Origin of the sequence: Cedecea davisae DSM 4568 (assembly GCF_000412335.2) — a bacterium.
GTDB classification, from domain to species: domain Bacteria; phylum Pseudomonadota; class Gammaproteobacteria; order Enterobacterales; family Enterobacteriaceae; genus Cedecea; species Cedecea davisae.
The window spans coordinates 2,137,083-2,152,168 of record NZ_KE161030.1; the positions used below are offsets into that span (position 1 = coordinate 2,137,083).

Below are 15,086 nucleotides of genomic sequence, written 5' to 3' on the forward strand. Positions count from 1 at the left end.
AGAGTCCGCTTGATGCGGCCCCGGCGTCTTAAACAGTGGGGCCGCGATTATGGTTTAAACAGAAGCTGGCCGATGTGTTACCAGCAGATCCCCCAGACCTATGCGCTGTAAAAACTCTTTGCGAATGCGGTCCGCCACCGCATTGACTACCGCGGCACCGTCATCGGAAGGGTCAACGTGTACCCGGAACGGGCGCTTTCCGTAAGGCGCATTGACAATATCAACCATCGCGGCGGCAACATCTGCTACGTCAGCATCTTCCGGCTCGCAGGCGGCAAGCCCCTTCAAGGCTTCATCTTCCAGTCCGGCGGTTGGGCCGTGCCGGGTATACTCCAGTTCGCGCTCGCTATCAGCAGGTTTGCCGGAATGCAGGAAGTGATTGGTGCCTTTAGTAAACGCGCCGGGAACCAGAATCGAGCTTTCAATTCCCCAGCGGCTCAGCTCTGCGGCGTAGCTGACCGCCACGGCGTCCATAGCTGCTTTTGCGGCAAAGTAGGGCGCCAGATAAGGCGGGGTGCCGCCTCTGGTGCTGCTACTTCCCACCCACAGCAGCAGGCCGTTGCCCTGTTTACGCAGCTGAGGCAGCGCGGCCCGGTTTACCCGCTGAGTACCAAGCACGTTGATGTCATACAGCTGGCTAAACTGTTCCGGCAGGAAAGCTTCGGCCGGGCCGAAGGACATATGCCCGGCATTATGAATCACAACGTCCAGCCTGCCTTGTTCGGCAATAATATGCGCCACGGCTTCGTCCGCTGATACCTGAGAAAGTACGTCCAGCTCAACGGCTCGCAGATCAACACAGTGCCGTTCGGCATATTCATTCAGGCTCTCAACTTGTGGAGCGTTACGCCCGGCAGTGTCGCGCATGCTGGCGTAGACGATATGCCCGGCATGGGCCAGCGCACGGGCAGACAGTGCCCCAAAGCCGCTTGAGGCTCCGGTTATCAAAATGATCTGTTGCATGGTTTTCTCCTGTTCAATTCAGGCTCAGGCAAAGCCGCCGTTTACGCGGATCACCTGGGAGTTAACCCAGCTGCCGTCCGGGCCTGCAAGCGTGGCGACCACGCTTGCAATTTCAGCAGGCTCGCCGATGCGCCCGAGCGGGGCCAGGCTGGCAATCGCCTGGATCTGTTCCGGCGTTTTACCGTTTAAGAACAGTTCAGTGCCGGTTGGCCCCGGAGCGACGGCGTTGACGGTGATATTGCGGCCACGCAGTTCGTTGGCCAGAACATGTACCAGGCCTTCAACGCCGGCTTTTGAGGCGATATAAGGGCCGTAAGCAGGGAAGGATTTAGCAATCACGCTGGTAGAAAGAGCGATTATGCGGCCGCCATCGGCAAGGGATTCTGCGGCATTAGCCAGCACCATAAATGCGCCGCGCAGGTTGGTATTTATCACCTTGTCAAAATCGGCCAGACCCGCCGGGGTAATTTTTACCATCGGCATCACGCCCGCGCTGTGAACCACTACGTCCAGGCGGCTATTAACAGCTTTCGCCTCGGCAAACAGGCGGGAAACGTCGGCTTCAGAAGAGACATCGGCCTGAATGGCTATCGCCTCGCCGCCATGAGACTGGATTGACTGCACCGTTTCGTCGGCGCTGGCCTTGTTGCCCGCATAGTTGACGATAACGGTAAAACCGTCGTGCGCCAGTCGTTCAGCAATAGCACGGCCAATACCGCGTGATGCGCCGGTGACCAGGGCTGTTTTGTTTGTTGTTGTCATCATGCTCTCCAGATAGGGTTCAAGATTCACCCGGGATGGGTGCGTGGGAGCCATTGTTAATGTTTTTGATTACGGGATAAATGGTGCTAATTTGATATGATAATTCCAATTTAGTTAATAATAGCGCATGGATAAATTCGACACCCTGCAACTGTTCACCCGCATTGTGGAGCTGGGCAGCTTCAGCCAGGCCGCCGATCAGCTTGGTATTCCAAGAGCGACGGCAAGCAATGCGATAAAAGAGCTGGAAAATGGACTCGGCTGCCGCCTGCTGGAAAGGACTACGCGCCATGTTCGTCCCTCGCAGGACGGCAAAGCCTATTATCAGCGCTGCGTATATATCCTTGCTGAACTCAACGATGCGGAGGCGGCGCTGCGCCCGGTTGTGGCTAAACCACGCGGTATTCTGCGGGTTGACTTACAAGGTACGCATGCATCACAAATAGTCCTGCCGAAGCTGGATGAATTTCATCGCCGCTACCCGGATATCGAGCTGATTATCAGCAGCGGCGACAGGCTGGTTGATCTGGTGCGGGAGGGGATAGACTGCGTGGTGCGGGCCGGTAAATTGCAGGACTCCTCTCTGGTGGCGCGCCACCTCGCCGATCTCCCGCAGATAATCTGCGCCAGCCCGGATTATCTTGCCGCTTTCGGCTCTCCTGTTCACCCGGACGAGCTGGAATCCCACCAGTGCGTTAACTTTTTTTCGACCACCGGCGGAATCAATTATCCCATCGAGCTGATAGTAAATAACCAGAAACGCGCCTACTCGCCAAAAGGCTGGGTGACGGTCAACGAAGCGGAAAATTACGTTATCTGCGCCTTGCGCGGCTGCGGGCTGGTGCAACTACCTCGCTACCACGTAGATCAGGCGTTAAGCGAGGGAAGCCTGGTGGAAGTGCTGGGCGACTGGCAAAGCCCGAAAATCACCGTTTCGGCTCTATATACCCAAAATCGCCAACTTTCTCCGCGCGTACGCGTATTCATCGACTGGTTGAAGGAGATTTATAGAGCGCGTTTTCCAGCTGAGGGCTAAAACGGTAGCCCCACATGTTCCTTAACCATAAATTACTCTTTGCCCTCCGCGCTATTCTCCGCAGAAGGCAGCTGTTTCGCATACAGATAAACCGAAGCCCGGGACACGCCGAGGTGCTGGGCAACGGTTTCCATTGATTTGCGGATCTCCAGTAATCCTTCTTTTTTAAGCACCTGCAACAGCTCAATTCTTTCAGGCGTTTTCAGCGCTCTTGGCGTGCTTGCCAGGCGCGCGGCGTAGCTGTCGATGCGCTGTCTGATGGCTTCCGCTCCGGCAGGCTCCATATGCTCTTCTACCGGGCTGCTGCCGGTTTCGGTAAAGCGGGCCAGGGCGCTTTGCATGCCCCGGAACAGCGTCATGTCCACATTCAGGCAAAGCGCGGCGACGTAGTTCCCGGCCTCATCTTTTAACCCGATGGAGGTGCTTTTTACCGGGCGTCCGTCCGCAAACTGGTTGGCATAGTTGGCGATAACGTTTGGAAACTCGGGTGAGGCGATGCGCGCCAGCCCCATCTCCGTGGCGGCATCGCCCACTTTGCGGCCAGAAATATTGTTGTGTATGGAGAGAATAGAGTGCTCAGGATTGCCAAGATCGTGAACCACAACCTCACAAAACGGCGCGAAAGTCTCGCTTACGCCCTGGGCGATGGCATCGAGCTGGCTGAGCAGGGGGCTGGTTTGGGATTTTGGCACTTTTCTCTCCTTGGGGTTAAAGCTGGCTCGCCTGGGTGAGGAATTCACCGTAGCGGCCAATATCGACGTTGCCGCCGCTGATGATAATGCCGATTTTCTTTCCGCGCAGTTCATCTTTAAGCCCACGTGCGGCGGCAAAGCCGAGGCAGCCGGTTGGCTCAACCACCATTTTCATACGTTCGGCAAAGAATTTCATCGACTGAACGAGTTCCGCGTCGCTGGCGGTGAAAATGTCGTCCACGTTCTGGCGGATAAGCTCAAAAGTATAATTGCCCAGAAACGTGGTTTGTGCGCCGTCGGCAATGGTTTTCGGGGTGTCGATGCGCACGATTTTCCCGGAGCGGAACGACTGCTGGGCGTCATTGCCCGCTTCAGGCTCCACGCCGTAGACTTTGCAATTCTGTGACAGATGGCGCGCCGCCAGCGCACAGCCGGAGATAAGACCGCCGCCTCCGAGGCAGACAAATAGCGCGTCCAGGTCGCCAACTTCTTCAAACAATTCTTTAGCGGCAGTGCCCTGGCCCGCGATAACGTGCGGGTGGTCGTATGGCGGAATCAGCGTCATGCCGTGTTTTTGCGCAAGATCGTCGCCAATCTGCTGCCGATCTTCGGTATAGCGGTTATACAGAATGACTTTTCCGCCATACTCCTTCGTCGCGGCGATTTTCGCCGCCGGGGCATCTTCCGGCATCACGATAGTAGCAGGAATACCGAGCAGCCTTGCCGAGAGCGCAATGGCCTGCGCGTGGTTGCCGGACGAAAAAGCCACCACGCCAGCGGCTTTTTGCTCCGGCGTAAATTGGGCGAGGGCGTTCATGGCCCCACGGAATTTAAACGCGCCCATGCGCTGATAGTTTTCACATTTGAAAAACACCTCTGCGCCGAACTCTTCATTCACGGTTCGGGAAGTCATTACAGGAGTGCGGTTTGCATGGCCTTCAATGCGCCCGGCCGCTGCCACTACGTCCGCATAAACAGGAAGAACTAATTTCATCATGCCACCTTCAAAAGATTGATTTATTCACCGAGCGCGACTGCTTCAACCTCAATAGCCGCCCCATAATGTAGCTGCGCAACGCCCGCCACCGCGCGGGAAGGGCGATGCTCGCCAATCCATTGCGCATAGATTTGGTTAAACAACGGCCAAAGGCTGATGTCCGTGATATAGACGCGAACCGAAACCAGATGCCGTTTTGTCACTCCGGCGCAGGCCAGACAAGCTTCTATATTTTGCAGCACCAGCGCGGCTTGTTGCTTAAATGGAGCATCGCACTGCGGCTCACCTTCAGCCGACACCGGCAGTTGCCCGGAAATAAAGACAAAGCCCCCGGCTGCCGTGGTATGAGAATAATGCCCCACGGGCGCGGGAGAATTTTCGATATTGCGCAAAGTGATATCGGGAGCCATGGTTGTCTCTCAGCTTTTTACCAGAATTGTACTGTTAATCTATATCTGGACTTATTGTTTAGGCAAGGGGTTTAAGCGTGAAACAAGGCTCCGGTCGGAAAAAGTGGGTCAGCGCAAAACAAGGAGCAATTTCTCCAGCCATTCAGAAAATACGCGAACTTTGTGCGAGATATGGCGGTGCGGATAGAGCAGGGATAGCCTGCGCGGCGGAGCCGGGTTGCCGGGCAAAACCTCGACGAGGCTGCCGTTTTCGATATGGGGCTTTAAGTAGAAATGCATTCCTTGTACCAGCCCCAGCCCGGCGACAGCAGCGGCGATATAGGCTTCGGAGTTATCCAGCACCAGCTTACCGGGGAGATAAATTTCTTCCGGCCCGTCCGCTGTTTGAAATGTCCACGGCATAACCTGTCGACTGCTGCTGTTGATCCAGTTCACGGCCCGATGATCCCGTAAATCACTAAGTGTTTCGGGTGCACCGTGCGCTTCAAGATAAGCCGGGCTGGCGCAGGTTGCCATTTTAATACTGCCGAGATTTCGGGCAACATAATCTCCGTCCTCCAGCTCGCCCATCCGCAATACGCAATCCAGCCCGTCGTGCAACATATCCTTTCTGCGGTCAGAGCCGCTAAGGATAATTTCAATCTCAGGATGAGCCCGGTAAAACTCGGGTAAATGAGGCACCACCCAAAGGGCGGCAAAGGCCACCGGCATATCCACCCTCAGCTGCCCGCGCAGGGGGCGATTGGGCGCAAAAGACCCGATCAAATCATCTGCCTGCGACAGCAATGGTTTGCTATTGCGGTAAAACTCTTCCCCTTCGGGCGTCAGGTTTATTCGTCGCGTTGTGCGCTGCATCAGGCGCACGCCGCAGTGTTGCTCCAGCTGCTGCAGGGCTTTGGTCACGGCCGGACGGTGAATTTGAAGGTTTTCAGAGGCCTGAGAGAAGCTGCCTGATTCAACTATCTCTATAAAAATCCTGATGGATTCAAATAAGTTTATTTGCATAAGCGCTTCTTTTTTAGAGGAAGTTGAGTGGTACATATACGCCAATTATTAATTATTTAATAACAGTGATGAATAACTTTAGCTATTTTTCCAAACAATAGCGGTCATTACACTTCCTCCATTCCCGGCTCACAGCGGCCGGAGGCTAATACTTCGGAGGAAATACGTGATGAAAAAACCAACTGTCAGCGAAATTCTTGGTATCGAAAAAACCGTTATTCAGGGCCCGCTTTCCTGGTTAACTGATGCCCGACTGGTGGCGGCGGTGAGCAACGCCGGTGGTCTCGGCGTGCTGGGGCCAAACGCGGGATTAACGGCTGAAACCGCGGCCTCCACGCCGGAAGAAACGGCCGAAAAACTGCGCGAAGAAATTCGCAAAACCCAAAAGCTAACCGAGAAGCCTTTCGGCGTTAACCTTATCCCAATGCCTGAAAATGACATCTGGACAGCGCCCATTGTTAACGTCATAAAAGAAGAGGGCGTCCACGCCGTGGTTTATACCGGCTATGGAGACGGTTCTCTGAAACCAGAGCTGTTTAATGAGCTCAAAGACGCCGGAATTAAGATCATCTATCGGGATATCAACCCAACCCCGGAAAATACCCGGCGCGCGGAAGCCGCAGGCGCGGACATCATTGTTGCAACGGGTTTTGATGAAGGTGGCACCTTACCGGCCACTGCTTTGGGAACTTTTTCCATCGTGCCGCTGATTGCAGACGCCGCAACAAATATCCCGGTGCTGGCGGCCGGCGGTATTACCGATAGCCGAACAGCCCTGGCCGCCCACGCGCTTGGCGCACAAGGCGTATTTGCTGGTTCGGTTTTTATCAGCACGGTTGAAAGCCGCGTACCGCTTTCAGTGAAAGAGAAAATCATCGCCGCCAACGGCCTGGATATGCAGCTGTTTCGCACCGTGCCGGATTACTACCGCTCGTTGCCCGGCAAGCTGGCCGATAAGCTGGTGACGATGGATAAAGACGGGGCCAGCAAAGAGGAGATTGCTAAGCAGATGGGCGGGTTGCGCGGCTTGCGTATTGGGATGCTGGAAGGCAACACGGATGAGGGCTATATCGCCCTTGGCACCGGAATCGGCAGTATCAGAGAAATCAAAAGTGTTCAGGACGTCGTTAATGGGCTGAACGTTCGATAAAACTAAGGCCGATGGTTTCCCACCGGCCTTTACTACGCAGGCGTCACCAGACTTATTTGCCGGACCAGGCGCGCAGCGCGTTTTCACGAGCTTGAGCCTGCTGTTCGGTGTTCAGCTTGAAGTAGTTTGGTGCCAGAGCGCCTTCCCAGTCGCCGTACATCGGGTTCGGCAGCACGATAAACTGGGTGCCAAACTTGTTGCGGTTGTCGCTGGCGAACTGCTGACGCTGGCTTTGATCTTTATGGTAAGTCGCCTTGCCGAAGTCGTTCAGGTTGTCGCCGATATACATGACTACGTTGTAGCCTTCGGCTTTAATCGCGTCAAAACGAGCCTGTTTATTGGAGCTGTCGGTTTTCAGGCGCACGGTTTTGTCGCTCACGCCGGTAAAGCCGAGCGCTTTCATATTGGCAACGGTGGCGTCGAAGTCTTTGCTGTCGCGGTTCGACACGTAGAACATGGTGCCGCCGTGGCTGTTAACGTAGTTAGCAAAATCCACCGCGCCCGGCACGGCCAGCGCCTGGTGAGCCTGAACCCACTGGGACCAGGTTTTATCATCGAAGGCCTTATTATTTTTGGCCTGCCAGGCACTGTAGGCGCTGTTATCCATCATGGTTTCGTCGAGGTCGACGATAACCGCACGTTTAGCACCGCCCTGTTTGGCATACAGATCCCACGAAGCGCGGGCGCTGTTAAACGACTGGTAAGCCAGCGCGCGGTACTCGCCGGACTGCTGGAACCAGTCAACCGCCATCACCGTCTGGCTGGCCAGTTTTTGGTCCGCCGCCTGCTGTTGATTAGCACAGCCTGTGAGGCTTACCAGCACCAGCGCTATTGCGCCACATAACAAACTTTTCTTCATCTTATGTCCTTACCCTTGCCATTTATCATTAATTTCAACCGGTCTCAAAATGAGCCGGAACTCAACAATCCCTAAATTTTTACTCTACAAATCACCAGGCATCGTTAATAGGTGTTCTACCAAATATTAAAGCTACGTTATCAATAGCTTTTTAATGGATCCCCCCTGGATACTCAATATGACAAAAATATTTCGACGTACTTTTTTCCCTGATGACTGACGTCAGTAATCCGCTGTTGGTTCAGTCATTGCTCATTCGGCGGTGGCAGGAAGTTCAAAGATTGCTGGCCATAGCTAAAATCTTTTGCATTTCACCCAGCGCCGGTGAGGCATAACCCTTGCGCCAGACCAGCTGGGTGAGGGCGTCATCGACGAACTGAAGCTGGCTTTCCTGCGGAAGCGTTAGCGTAGCAGCAACGCTTTCCGGCAGCAGGCATCTGTAACCGCCGGAAGCCACGCAGGCGATCATCGAGTGATAGGAGCCAACCTCCTGGACTTCAACGGTTTTATCGCCTTCGCTCAGGCTGTTTAGCAGCGCTTCACCTCTGGCGCGGTATGAGCAGCCTTTAGGGAATGCGGCGAAACGGATTTTTGCTTCACCGCCTGCCGTCATCTGATGCGGTGTGAGCAATACCAGGCGCTCGGTAAAAACGTTAACGCACTCAATATCCGTTGGACATGTCGGTTCCCCGCTGGCGTTTGGCGGTAAGCTTACCAGGGCGCAGTCCAGCGTAGCGTTACGAACTCCTGCCAGTAGTTGCCCGGTCGGCATCGTTTTTAGCGTCAGGGCGACGTCGGGGTAGTGCCGATGAAACTGCTGGAGTATCGGCATCAGGCGGCTCGCGGCGGTAGCTTCCATCGCGCCTACATTCAGGGTTCCGGCAGGTTTAGCCGGATGTAATGCCTGCCTGGCTTCTTCCGCGAGACTCAATATTTTTTGTGCGTAGGAGAGAAAGCTTGCCCCCTCCGCTGAGAGCGTCATTTTTTTGCTGTCCCTGACAAACAGCGTCACCCCAAGCTCCTCTTCAAGCTGGCGAATGCGGGTAGTGATATTCGATTGCACGCGCCCCAGTCTTTTCGCCGCCTTTGTTACGCTCTGCTCTTCGGCTACGGTTTGAAAAATCTGCAATGTGGTGTGGTTCATACTTTTAATTCTCAATATGAAAATGATCTTGATATTAACATCTCACAATAAGATGTTTAGTCATCAATTTTTTTCCCAGGAACCGCCATGACCCGCAGCGTTACGCAAGAACTCGCTATCGACTTCCCCATCATCCAGGCTCCTATGGCCGGAGTTTCAACCCCCGAACTTGCGGCAGCGGTAAGCAATGCGGGAGGGCTTGGATCGCTTGGCGCAGGAGCCAGTAGCGTGGCTCAGGCGAGGGCGGCAATCATAAAAACCCGTGAACTGACTTCCCGGCCATTCAACGTCAATCTGTTTTGCCACGCTGCGGCAACACGAGACGAGGCGTTAGAAAAGGAATGGATTGAGCTGATTCGCCCGCTTTTTACCTCGTTTGGCGGCATGCCGCCTGTAAAATTGGCGGAAATCTATCAGAGCTTTATCGGGCATGACGACATGCTTGAGATGCTGCTTGATACCGCGCCAGCGGTGGTTAGTTTTCATTTTGGCCTGCCGGAAAGCCACGTTATTCAGGCTTTACGCGCTAAAAAAATCGTGACAATGGCAAGCGCAACCAACCTCGAAGAAGCATTACTGATTGTGGCAAGCGGCGTCGATATTGTTATTGCCCAGGGCTATGAGGCAGGCGGTCATCGCGGCATGTTTGACGAAACGGCCCTTGATGCCAGGTTAAGCACCTTCGCGCTGGTACAGTTACTTAAGAGTCGGCTCTCGGTGCCGATTATTGCAGCGGGTGGAATTATGGACGGTTCAGGCATTCGGGCCATGATGGCTATAGGCGCGGACGGCGTGCAGATGGGAACCGCTTTCCTGCTTTGCCCGGAGTCCGCCGCCGATGATGGCTACCGCAGCGTAATAAAGTCCAGCCGCGAGCATCAAACCTTTATGACCCGCGCCATTTCAGGCCGTGCGGCCAGGAGCCTCGATAACGATTTTTGCCGCCATGGCCGCACCTTTTCCCCGCACTCGATACCTGCTTATCCCGTTGCCTACGATCTGGGAAAGGCACTGACAAACGCTGCGAAAGCAGCAGGTCATCAGGGCTACGGCGCTCACTGGGCAGGACAAGGAATTAACTTAATCAGGGAAATGCCGGCAAGGGAGTTGGTTCACCTCCTGGCATGTGAAGCGGGGCTGTAGAAAAAAGTCCCCGGCATTTGGTGTGAAAATCATCAAATATTAAGGGAGTAAATCTGATGATTTCAGCGAGGTTAGTACACTTCCCCCCCCGGTATTCCGGCCCTTCCACTGAAATACCTGCTGTACATTCCGCGTTGTCGCCTCTGGGATCTGTAGATTTTTCTCCTGTGGGTGGGGCAACCCCACCCGAACCTCTTCCCGGTATCACTCCATGCGGGATCATGTCCGCGATGGCAAACAACGTCCTTCAGCGGGTACTCGAACACCTGTTTATTGAAGCCAGTCCGCTGCCGCAGCTTCGCATCTTTAAGGCGTGCTACGAAGAACTTATTGAAATATGGAAGGGTAATTACACCCTGCAACGCAGGCTGGAAGAGCTGGAGATGCTACTGGACAGGCTGGATAAGCTGCTGGTGAGCGCTAACGGCGTAACACCCGAGGAAACCCGCGGATTGAGAGCCTGGCTTGAGGCGGCAAGGCCGTGGCTAAAAAGCGTGAGCCAACGGTGGATGGCGCTTGAACAGATTCAAAATCAGCCCTCGCTGCCAGGTAAGGCTCTGGAACTGATGTCAGCAATACAAAAGCTGCTGGCGGACCCGCTGCTGCATCAGGATTATTTTGGCGGCATCGTCCAATCGGTCGATGTGCTGCGGCAGATATTAAGCCAAGTAGTGCTGTGGCAAAAATTGCCTCCGGGGGCAAATCTGGCGGATTATCTGGATATTGTGATGGGCAACCCGCAGCTGGTACAGCAGCTTGACGCTTCATTATTGCAGTTGGGTCAGGCGCTGAGGCAAACGCTAGCCGCTGAGCCTTATCCCGCAGCAGAGTCTCTTAGCCAACGTCTGGGCTGGCTAAGCAAAATCCTGGCCCGACCCGGGATGGATGAACTCCTGCGCCCGCAGCTGGTATCGTTATTAGGCGGTTCAGTCCAGGCCGATTCGTTGCTCGCCGTATTCAAGTTTGGCTCCTTGTTGGGCGGTTTTCCGGCAAAGAGCGGCTCAGGCGAGCAGGCAATATGGCTGTTCAACATCATTAATCAGGAGAGACCAGCGTTGCCGTGGCTACGGCAGTTCCAGCGCGCTCTCGATATCGATTCGCAAATGCTAACTCTGCTGAACCGCCTGCTCACGCTTAACTCCACCCCGGAGAACTGGGCGTTATTGATGCGAGATGTTGCCAGGGCTGCCGCTCCCGGAATTGGCCTCTGGGCTGTGGGCCGCTGGCTGCCGACTCATGCCGCTCAGGCGCTGGAAACCTTCTATCGCGAAACCTCCGCCGATGAAAGCTGGACCAGCCTGCTCCAGCGGATGACATCTGGTTTCATGACGGTAGCGAAACCGTACCTGATAGAACAGCTCATGGGCGACCCACTTGCCGCCGCCACCGTGCAATATGCGGAGGCGTTACAAAACCACCTTAACTGGGAGCAGACGCTGCAATGGTTTGTGACTCAGGCTCAAGAGCAGGCCCCCGCGCTTCACTTTGCTTACGCCCAATATCTGAACGCCCGATTGGCCTGCCAGATTTTTCAGGCTTTCAATAGCCAATACCCGGAAGAGACTGAGGATCGCCTGCGGCTGCTGGCGCGCCAGCTTAAAGATTGCCAGCTGGTGCGTTATTACCCGCAGCTGGAGAAACTGGTCGATATGCTTCCTCTGCTACCGGCGCTGAGAGAAGTCGGCAAAACATTGGGCGAAAGGCCTCCCGCCGGGAGCTGGATTGAGTGGGGCAACCAATGGCTAAACTCGCTCGCCAGCAGCGACAATAACAGCGTGCGCGAGGCGCGTGAAAGGCTATCCCACCAGGTGGAGGCATGGCTGGCGGACGCCGTAGTTTCAGCCTGTGATTCTCTGGTACAGCAGCCATGGGGGCCTTTGCCCGGAGCCGAGGCCGCAAGTATTGCTCCGCCACGCAATTACGATCCGCAGCTGGACAGCGGGTGGGGGCAAGTAGCGGCCTGCGTTAGCCTGGAAGCCCTGGGCCTCGCTGCCGTCGGTTATGCTTTATGGAATGCCAGGCAAGATGAAATTTCTGCCTCAGACTTTGGGGCGCTATGGCAGCAGAAAACGCCGCTGCTGCTCGGCGTCGCCGCTATGTCCGTGGGCGGTGTTTTGCTTTATCGCCGGATAGCGACTCACCGGACCAGCGTTGATGATCTGCGGAGGATACACCAGCTAATCTCTGAACTTGAGGTGGACAGTCTTGAGTTTGTTTTTGATTCGCCGCAGTTTGTCAGCAATCCTGCCGTGGAGTCCATTCATGTCGCTTCCCGAGAAAGAAGAAGCGCGGAGGATGAAAGCGAGACCGAAGAAGAGGGGCTGGCGTTTCAGATTGAAGAAGTACTGCATAACGAGGATATGGGCAGGGCGATTCGCACCGAGTATCAGCGTATTTTCACAAGAGCAAAACGGGAAAGTGAGGTTCTGGAGGTTCCACCAGGCAAAGCGCGAGAAATCCGGCAATTACTTAAAACGATGGAGCTGTTTGACACTTTCGTTGATAACGCGAAAAGTGCTCCAGGCATGAGCGTGTATAGCGGCCTCAATAGCAAAGTTCAGGCCGGACTATTGGCGCTTGCTGACGGGCAGGTTAACGAATTCAGTAAATCGATTATCGACCGTTATCGCCGTAGTTTTAGGCTAGCGGCCGATGAGACGGTAAATATTGTAGCGACAATTAACGGTGAACACACCATCTCCGATCTGGCATTTCAAAATCTCAGCGAGCATGTTTTAGAACAGGTTGCACAGTTGTACCAGCCTATCCTGAACCCGGGGTCTTATATTGAAGACTACATCCGAACGGGGATCAGAAATTATGAACAACGCAGCGGGACGGTGATAAATTTATTGCCGGACAGCTACATTTGGGTGACTTATTATCCCAAAATTCACCCTAATATGAATGCAAATGGTCATGCGGGGCCGGTGCCCGTCAAACGATTCTTCACCTTGACAGAAATTGTCACAGGTCATTATTTGTACGAAAGCAGCCAGATGAGAGACCCCGTCAGGCGTGAATATGAAATAACGGGAATGGATCACCAGTCGCTGGTGGATCACCTGACCGCAGAAAATCTGCAATCACGAATGGAAGAGGAGCTTCAGGCCTATCGGAATAACCCCGCTAATGTAGTCAGTATGAAGTCCTTTTATAATGAAATGATCACTCTGCGCTGCCTTGATTACCTCAGTCGCCCTCATCAGGTACCGATCTACTGGCGGGAGGTGAAAGCTTTCCTTGAAGGTAAAATAAATGCCAGGACGGTGTTATTCCGGGGCACGGTGTTAAATGGCGTGTTTTTAATTCCCGCAGGGCCGAGTGGCGGCGTCCTGTTTTGCGTGGATGAAAATATCTTTTTTCATTTCGGCAGTTATCCGCATAAATACTGGGAAACAGTAACGAAAGTTGAAATGCTGACGGCATTTCCACAAAACGCCAGATTCAAAGAGTGGGTGTGGAGTAAAATTCCTGCCTGGCATGCCATGGAACATGAAAATGACGATCGTGCGTTTCGGTACTTGGCCAATAACTTAATGACGCCGGGTATCTATTCAGGGCCTAAATTCATCAATAAAGTAATCGATCGCCCATTTACCTTTGCCGACTGCAGTAGCAGGGATGTCCTGGTCAGCAAACTGTTCGACGGCCTGATGACCAGGATTGAGTCGGACATCGATACCTTAGTTTTCAGCCATTCTGAGCATATTACCGCCCAAATACTGGAAGCAGCTAAAAGGGTTTTTGGCATCAGTTCCATGGCACTATCGACATTTATACCCGGTACCGGCTCGGTGCTGGCACGTTTTAGCCTGTTTATGACCTCTCTGACGCTGAATGCTCTCTACGTAGGCACCAGCGCATTACAGTCCCATCTATCCGAACGGCCTGACCAGGCTCAATCCTTCCGGACCGATGCCACTCTCGCGGGCGTGATGGCAAGTATAGACCTGGTAACCGGCGCTTTGCCGCTGCTTCGGCAAAGCGCTAAAAGAACGTTTATGATAAAGAACGTTAATCAGTCCATCCAGTTCTACCGCAGCGCAAGAGCCACCTCACGCCGGGTTTTGCCCGTCGTGCTGAGCGAGATGAACTGGAATCGACTGCCCGACGGCCGCAAGGTAAAGCAGTTAGTCACTACGCTTCAGGATGGGGAACGTGCACGGAGACTGGCACAGCTGACGAGCCGGAAAGTCGTGGAGCAGTCAATACGCAACAATCTGATGCTGGACTACGAAGGATTACAAAAAAAACGGCTGGCCTGGGGAACATATGCCGTCGAGCAGGCCAGTGCTCAAAGGAGGCTGAACTCCGATTATACTCGCCTGGTCAATACAAATACTCATGTTCATCGGCTGCTGGACAACCCACCGATCATTCCCCGGCAAAAGTGGTTGGGCAAGCCTGTTGACGTGGCAACTGACTGGATAGCATCTAAAAGCCGCTCGGCCAAAACGTTGGCACAGAGCGCCGAATTGAAAAACAGAATTAAAACCGCGCTGATAAGCCACCATTCTGCGGATTTGCTGGATATCAGCACCATCGAAAGCCTTCATAAAGCCGTTTACCAGCCGGTTGATGGCCATACTTTCAGAGCTTTTCGCTCCAGCAGCGACCCCATATTTATGGGGTCGGATATTGCGCGCTCCGGATTCTTAAAAATGTTAAACCGGCTCGAAACCAGAAGCTTCACCGGTGAGATGAATCTTGCCGATGCGCTTTATACAACTATTGTGCGCTATCACCCGTTTGGCGACGGAAACGGCAGAACCGCCCGCGCCATGTATGCGTTGGCCAGGTTGCAAAAAGGGGAAAGCCCTTTTATAGCTTTGAGTAAGATGGGGGAGGATATGCTTAACCCGCCGGGAGCGCTGTCCTGACCGCTGAATAAAATTTTTTATTTTTTTCAGCAATATTTCCGT

The 15,086-nt window shown here is 54.0% G+C and carries 12 protein-coding genes; 4 read left to right on the plus strand and 8 right to left on the minus strand.

Annotated elements, in window-relative coordinates; genetic code table 11:
• Window positions 1-54: 54 nt before the first annotated feature.
• Window positions 55-963: an SDR family NAD(P)-dependent oxidoreductase gene (locus tag HMPREF0201_RS09885; RefSeq protein ID WP_016536468.1), complete on the minus strand. Its 909-nt coding sequence runs from the start codon at window positions 961-963 to the stop codon at window positions 55-57.
• A 24-nt stretch (window positions 964-987) separates the two neighbouring features.
• The gene (locus tag HMPREF0201_RS09890; RefSeq protein WP_039898236.1) at window positions 988-1,725 is read right to left on the minus strand and encodes an SDR family oxidoreductase; all 738 of its coding nucleotides are present in this window, start codon (window positions 1,723-1,725) and stop codon (window positions 988-990) included.
• A gap of 127 nt (window positions 1,726-1,852) precedes the next feature.
• Between HMPREF0201_RS09890 and HMPREF0201_RS09895 the strand changes: the two genes are divergently transcribed.
• Window positions 1,853-2,761, plus strand: coding sequence for a LysR family transcriptional regulator (locus HMPREF0201_RS09895; protein ID WP_016536470.1), 909 nt, complete (start codon window positions 1,853-1,855; stop codon window positions 2,759-2,761).
• 32 nt (window positions 2,762-2,793) lie between these two features.
• Here the strand turns inward: HMPREF0201_RS09895 and HMPREF0201_RS09900 are convergent, their stop codons facing one another.
• The 4 genes from HMPREF0201_RS09900 to HMPREF0201_RS09915 form a co-directional block, all read right to left on the minus strand.
• Complete coding sequence (locus HMPREF0201_RS09900) at window positions 2,794-3,453, minus strand: helix-turn-helix transcriptional regulator (RefSeq protein ID WP_016536471.1); 660 nt, start codon at window positions 3,451-3,453, stop codon at window positions 2,794-2,796.
• Window positions 3,454-3,469: 16 nt separating this feature from the next.
• A complete protein-coding gene (locus tag HMPREF0201_RS09905; RefSeq protein WP_016536472.1) occupies window positions 3,470-4,450 on the minus strand; it encodes a threo-3-hydroxy-L-aspartate ammonia-lyase in 981 nt (326 codons plus the stop codon).
• Window positions 4,451-4,470: 20 nt separating this feature from the next.
• Window positions 4,471-4,860 carry a RidA family protein gene (locus tag HMPREF0201_RS09910; RefSeq protein WP_016536473.1) on the minus strand — a complete coding sequence of 130 codons (390 nt, stop codon included), beginning with the start codon at window positions 4,858-4,860 and terminating at the stop codon, window positions 4,471-4,473.
• Window positions 4,861-4,968: 108 nt separating this feature from the next.
• Window positions 4,969-5,865: a LysR family transcriptional regulator gene (locus HMPREF0201_RS09915; protein WP_039898238.1), complete on the minus strand. Its 897-nt coding sequence runs from the start codon at window positions 5,863-5,865 to the stop codon at window positions 4,969-4,971.
• Between the two features lie 169 nt (window positions 5,866-6,034).
• Between HMPREF0201_RS09915 and HMPREF0201_RS09920 the strand changes: the two genes are divergently transcribed.
• Window positions 6,035-7,015 carry an NAD(P)H-dependent flavin oxidoreductase gene (locus tag HMPREF0201_RS09920; RefSeq protein WP_016536475.1) on the plus strand — a complete coding sequence of 327 codons (981 nt, stop codon included), beginning with the start codon at window positions 6,035-6,037 and terminating at the stop codon, window positions 7,013-7,015.
• A gap of 52 nt (window positions 7,016-7,067) precedes the next feature.
• Here the strand turns inward: HMPREF0201_RS09920 and HMPREF0201_RS09925 are convergent, their stop codons facing one another.
• The gene (locus HMPREF0201_RS09925; RefSeq protein ID WP_016536476.1) at window positions 7,068-7,874 is read right to left on the minus strand and encodes a 5'-nucleotidase, lipoprotein e(P4) family; all 807 of its coding nucleotides are present in this window, start codon (window positions 7,872-7,874) and stop codon (window positions 7,068-7,070) included.
• Window positions 7,875-8,148: 274 nt separating this feature from the next.
• Window positions 8,149-9,018, minus strand: coding sequence for a LysR family transcriptional regulator (locus HMPREF0201_RS09930; protein WP_016536477.1), 870 nt, complete (start codon window positions 9,016-9,018; stop codon window positions 8,149-8,151).
• An 87-nt stretch (window positions 9,019-9,105) separates the two neighbouring features.
• Between HMPREF0201_RS09930 and HMPREF0201_RS09935 the strand changes: the two genes are divergently transcribed.
• Both HMPREF0201_RS09935 and HMPREF0201_RS09940 read left to right on the plus strand, forming a co-directional pair.
• A complete protein-coding gene (locus tag HMPREF0201_RS09935) occupies window positions 9,106-10,161 on the plus strand; it encodes an NAD(P)H-dependent flavin oxidoreductase (RefSeq protein ID WP_016536478.1) in 1,056 nt (351 codons plus the stop codon).
• A gap of 230 nt (window positions 10,162-10,391) precedes the next feature.
• Complete coding sequence (locus tag HMPREF0201_RS09940; protein ID WP_039898240.1) at window positions 10,392-15,044, plus strand: Fic family protein; 4,653 nt, start codon at window positions 10,392-10,394, stop codon at window positions 15,042-15,044.
• The last annotated feature ends 42 nt before the right edge of the window (window positions 15,045-15,086 follow it).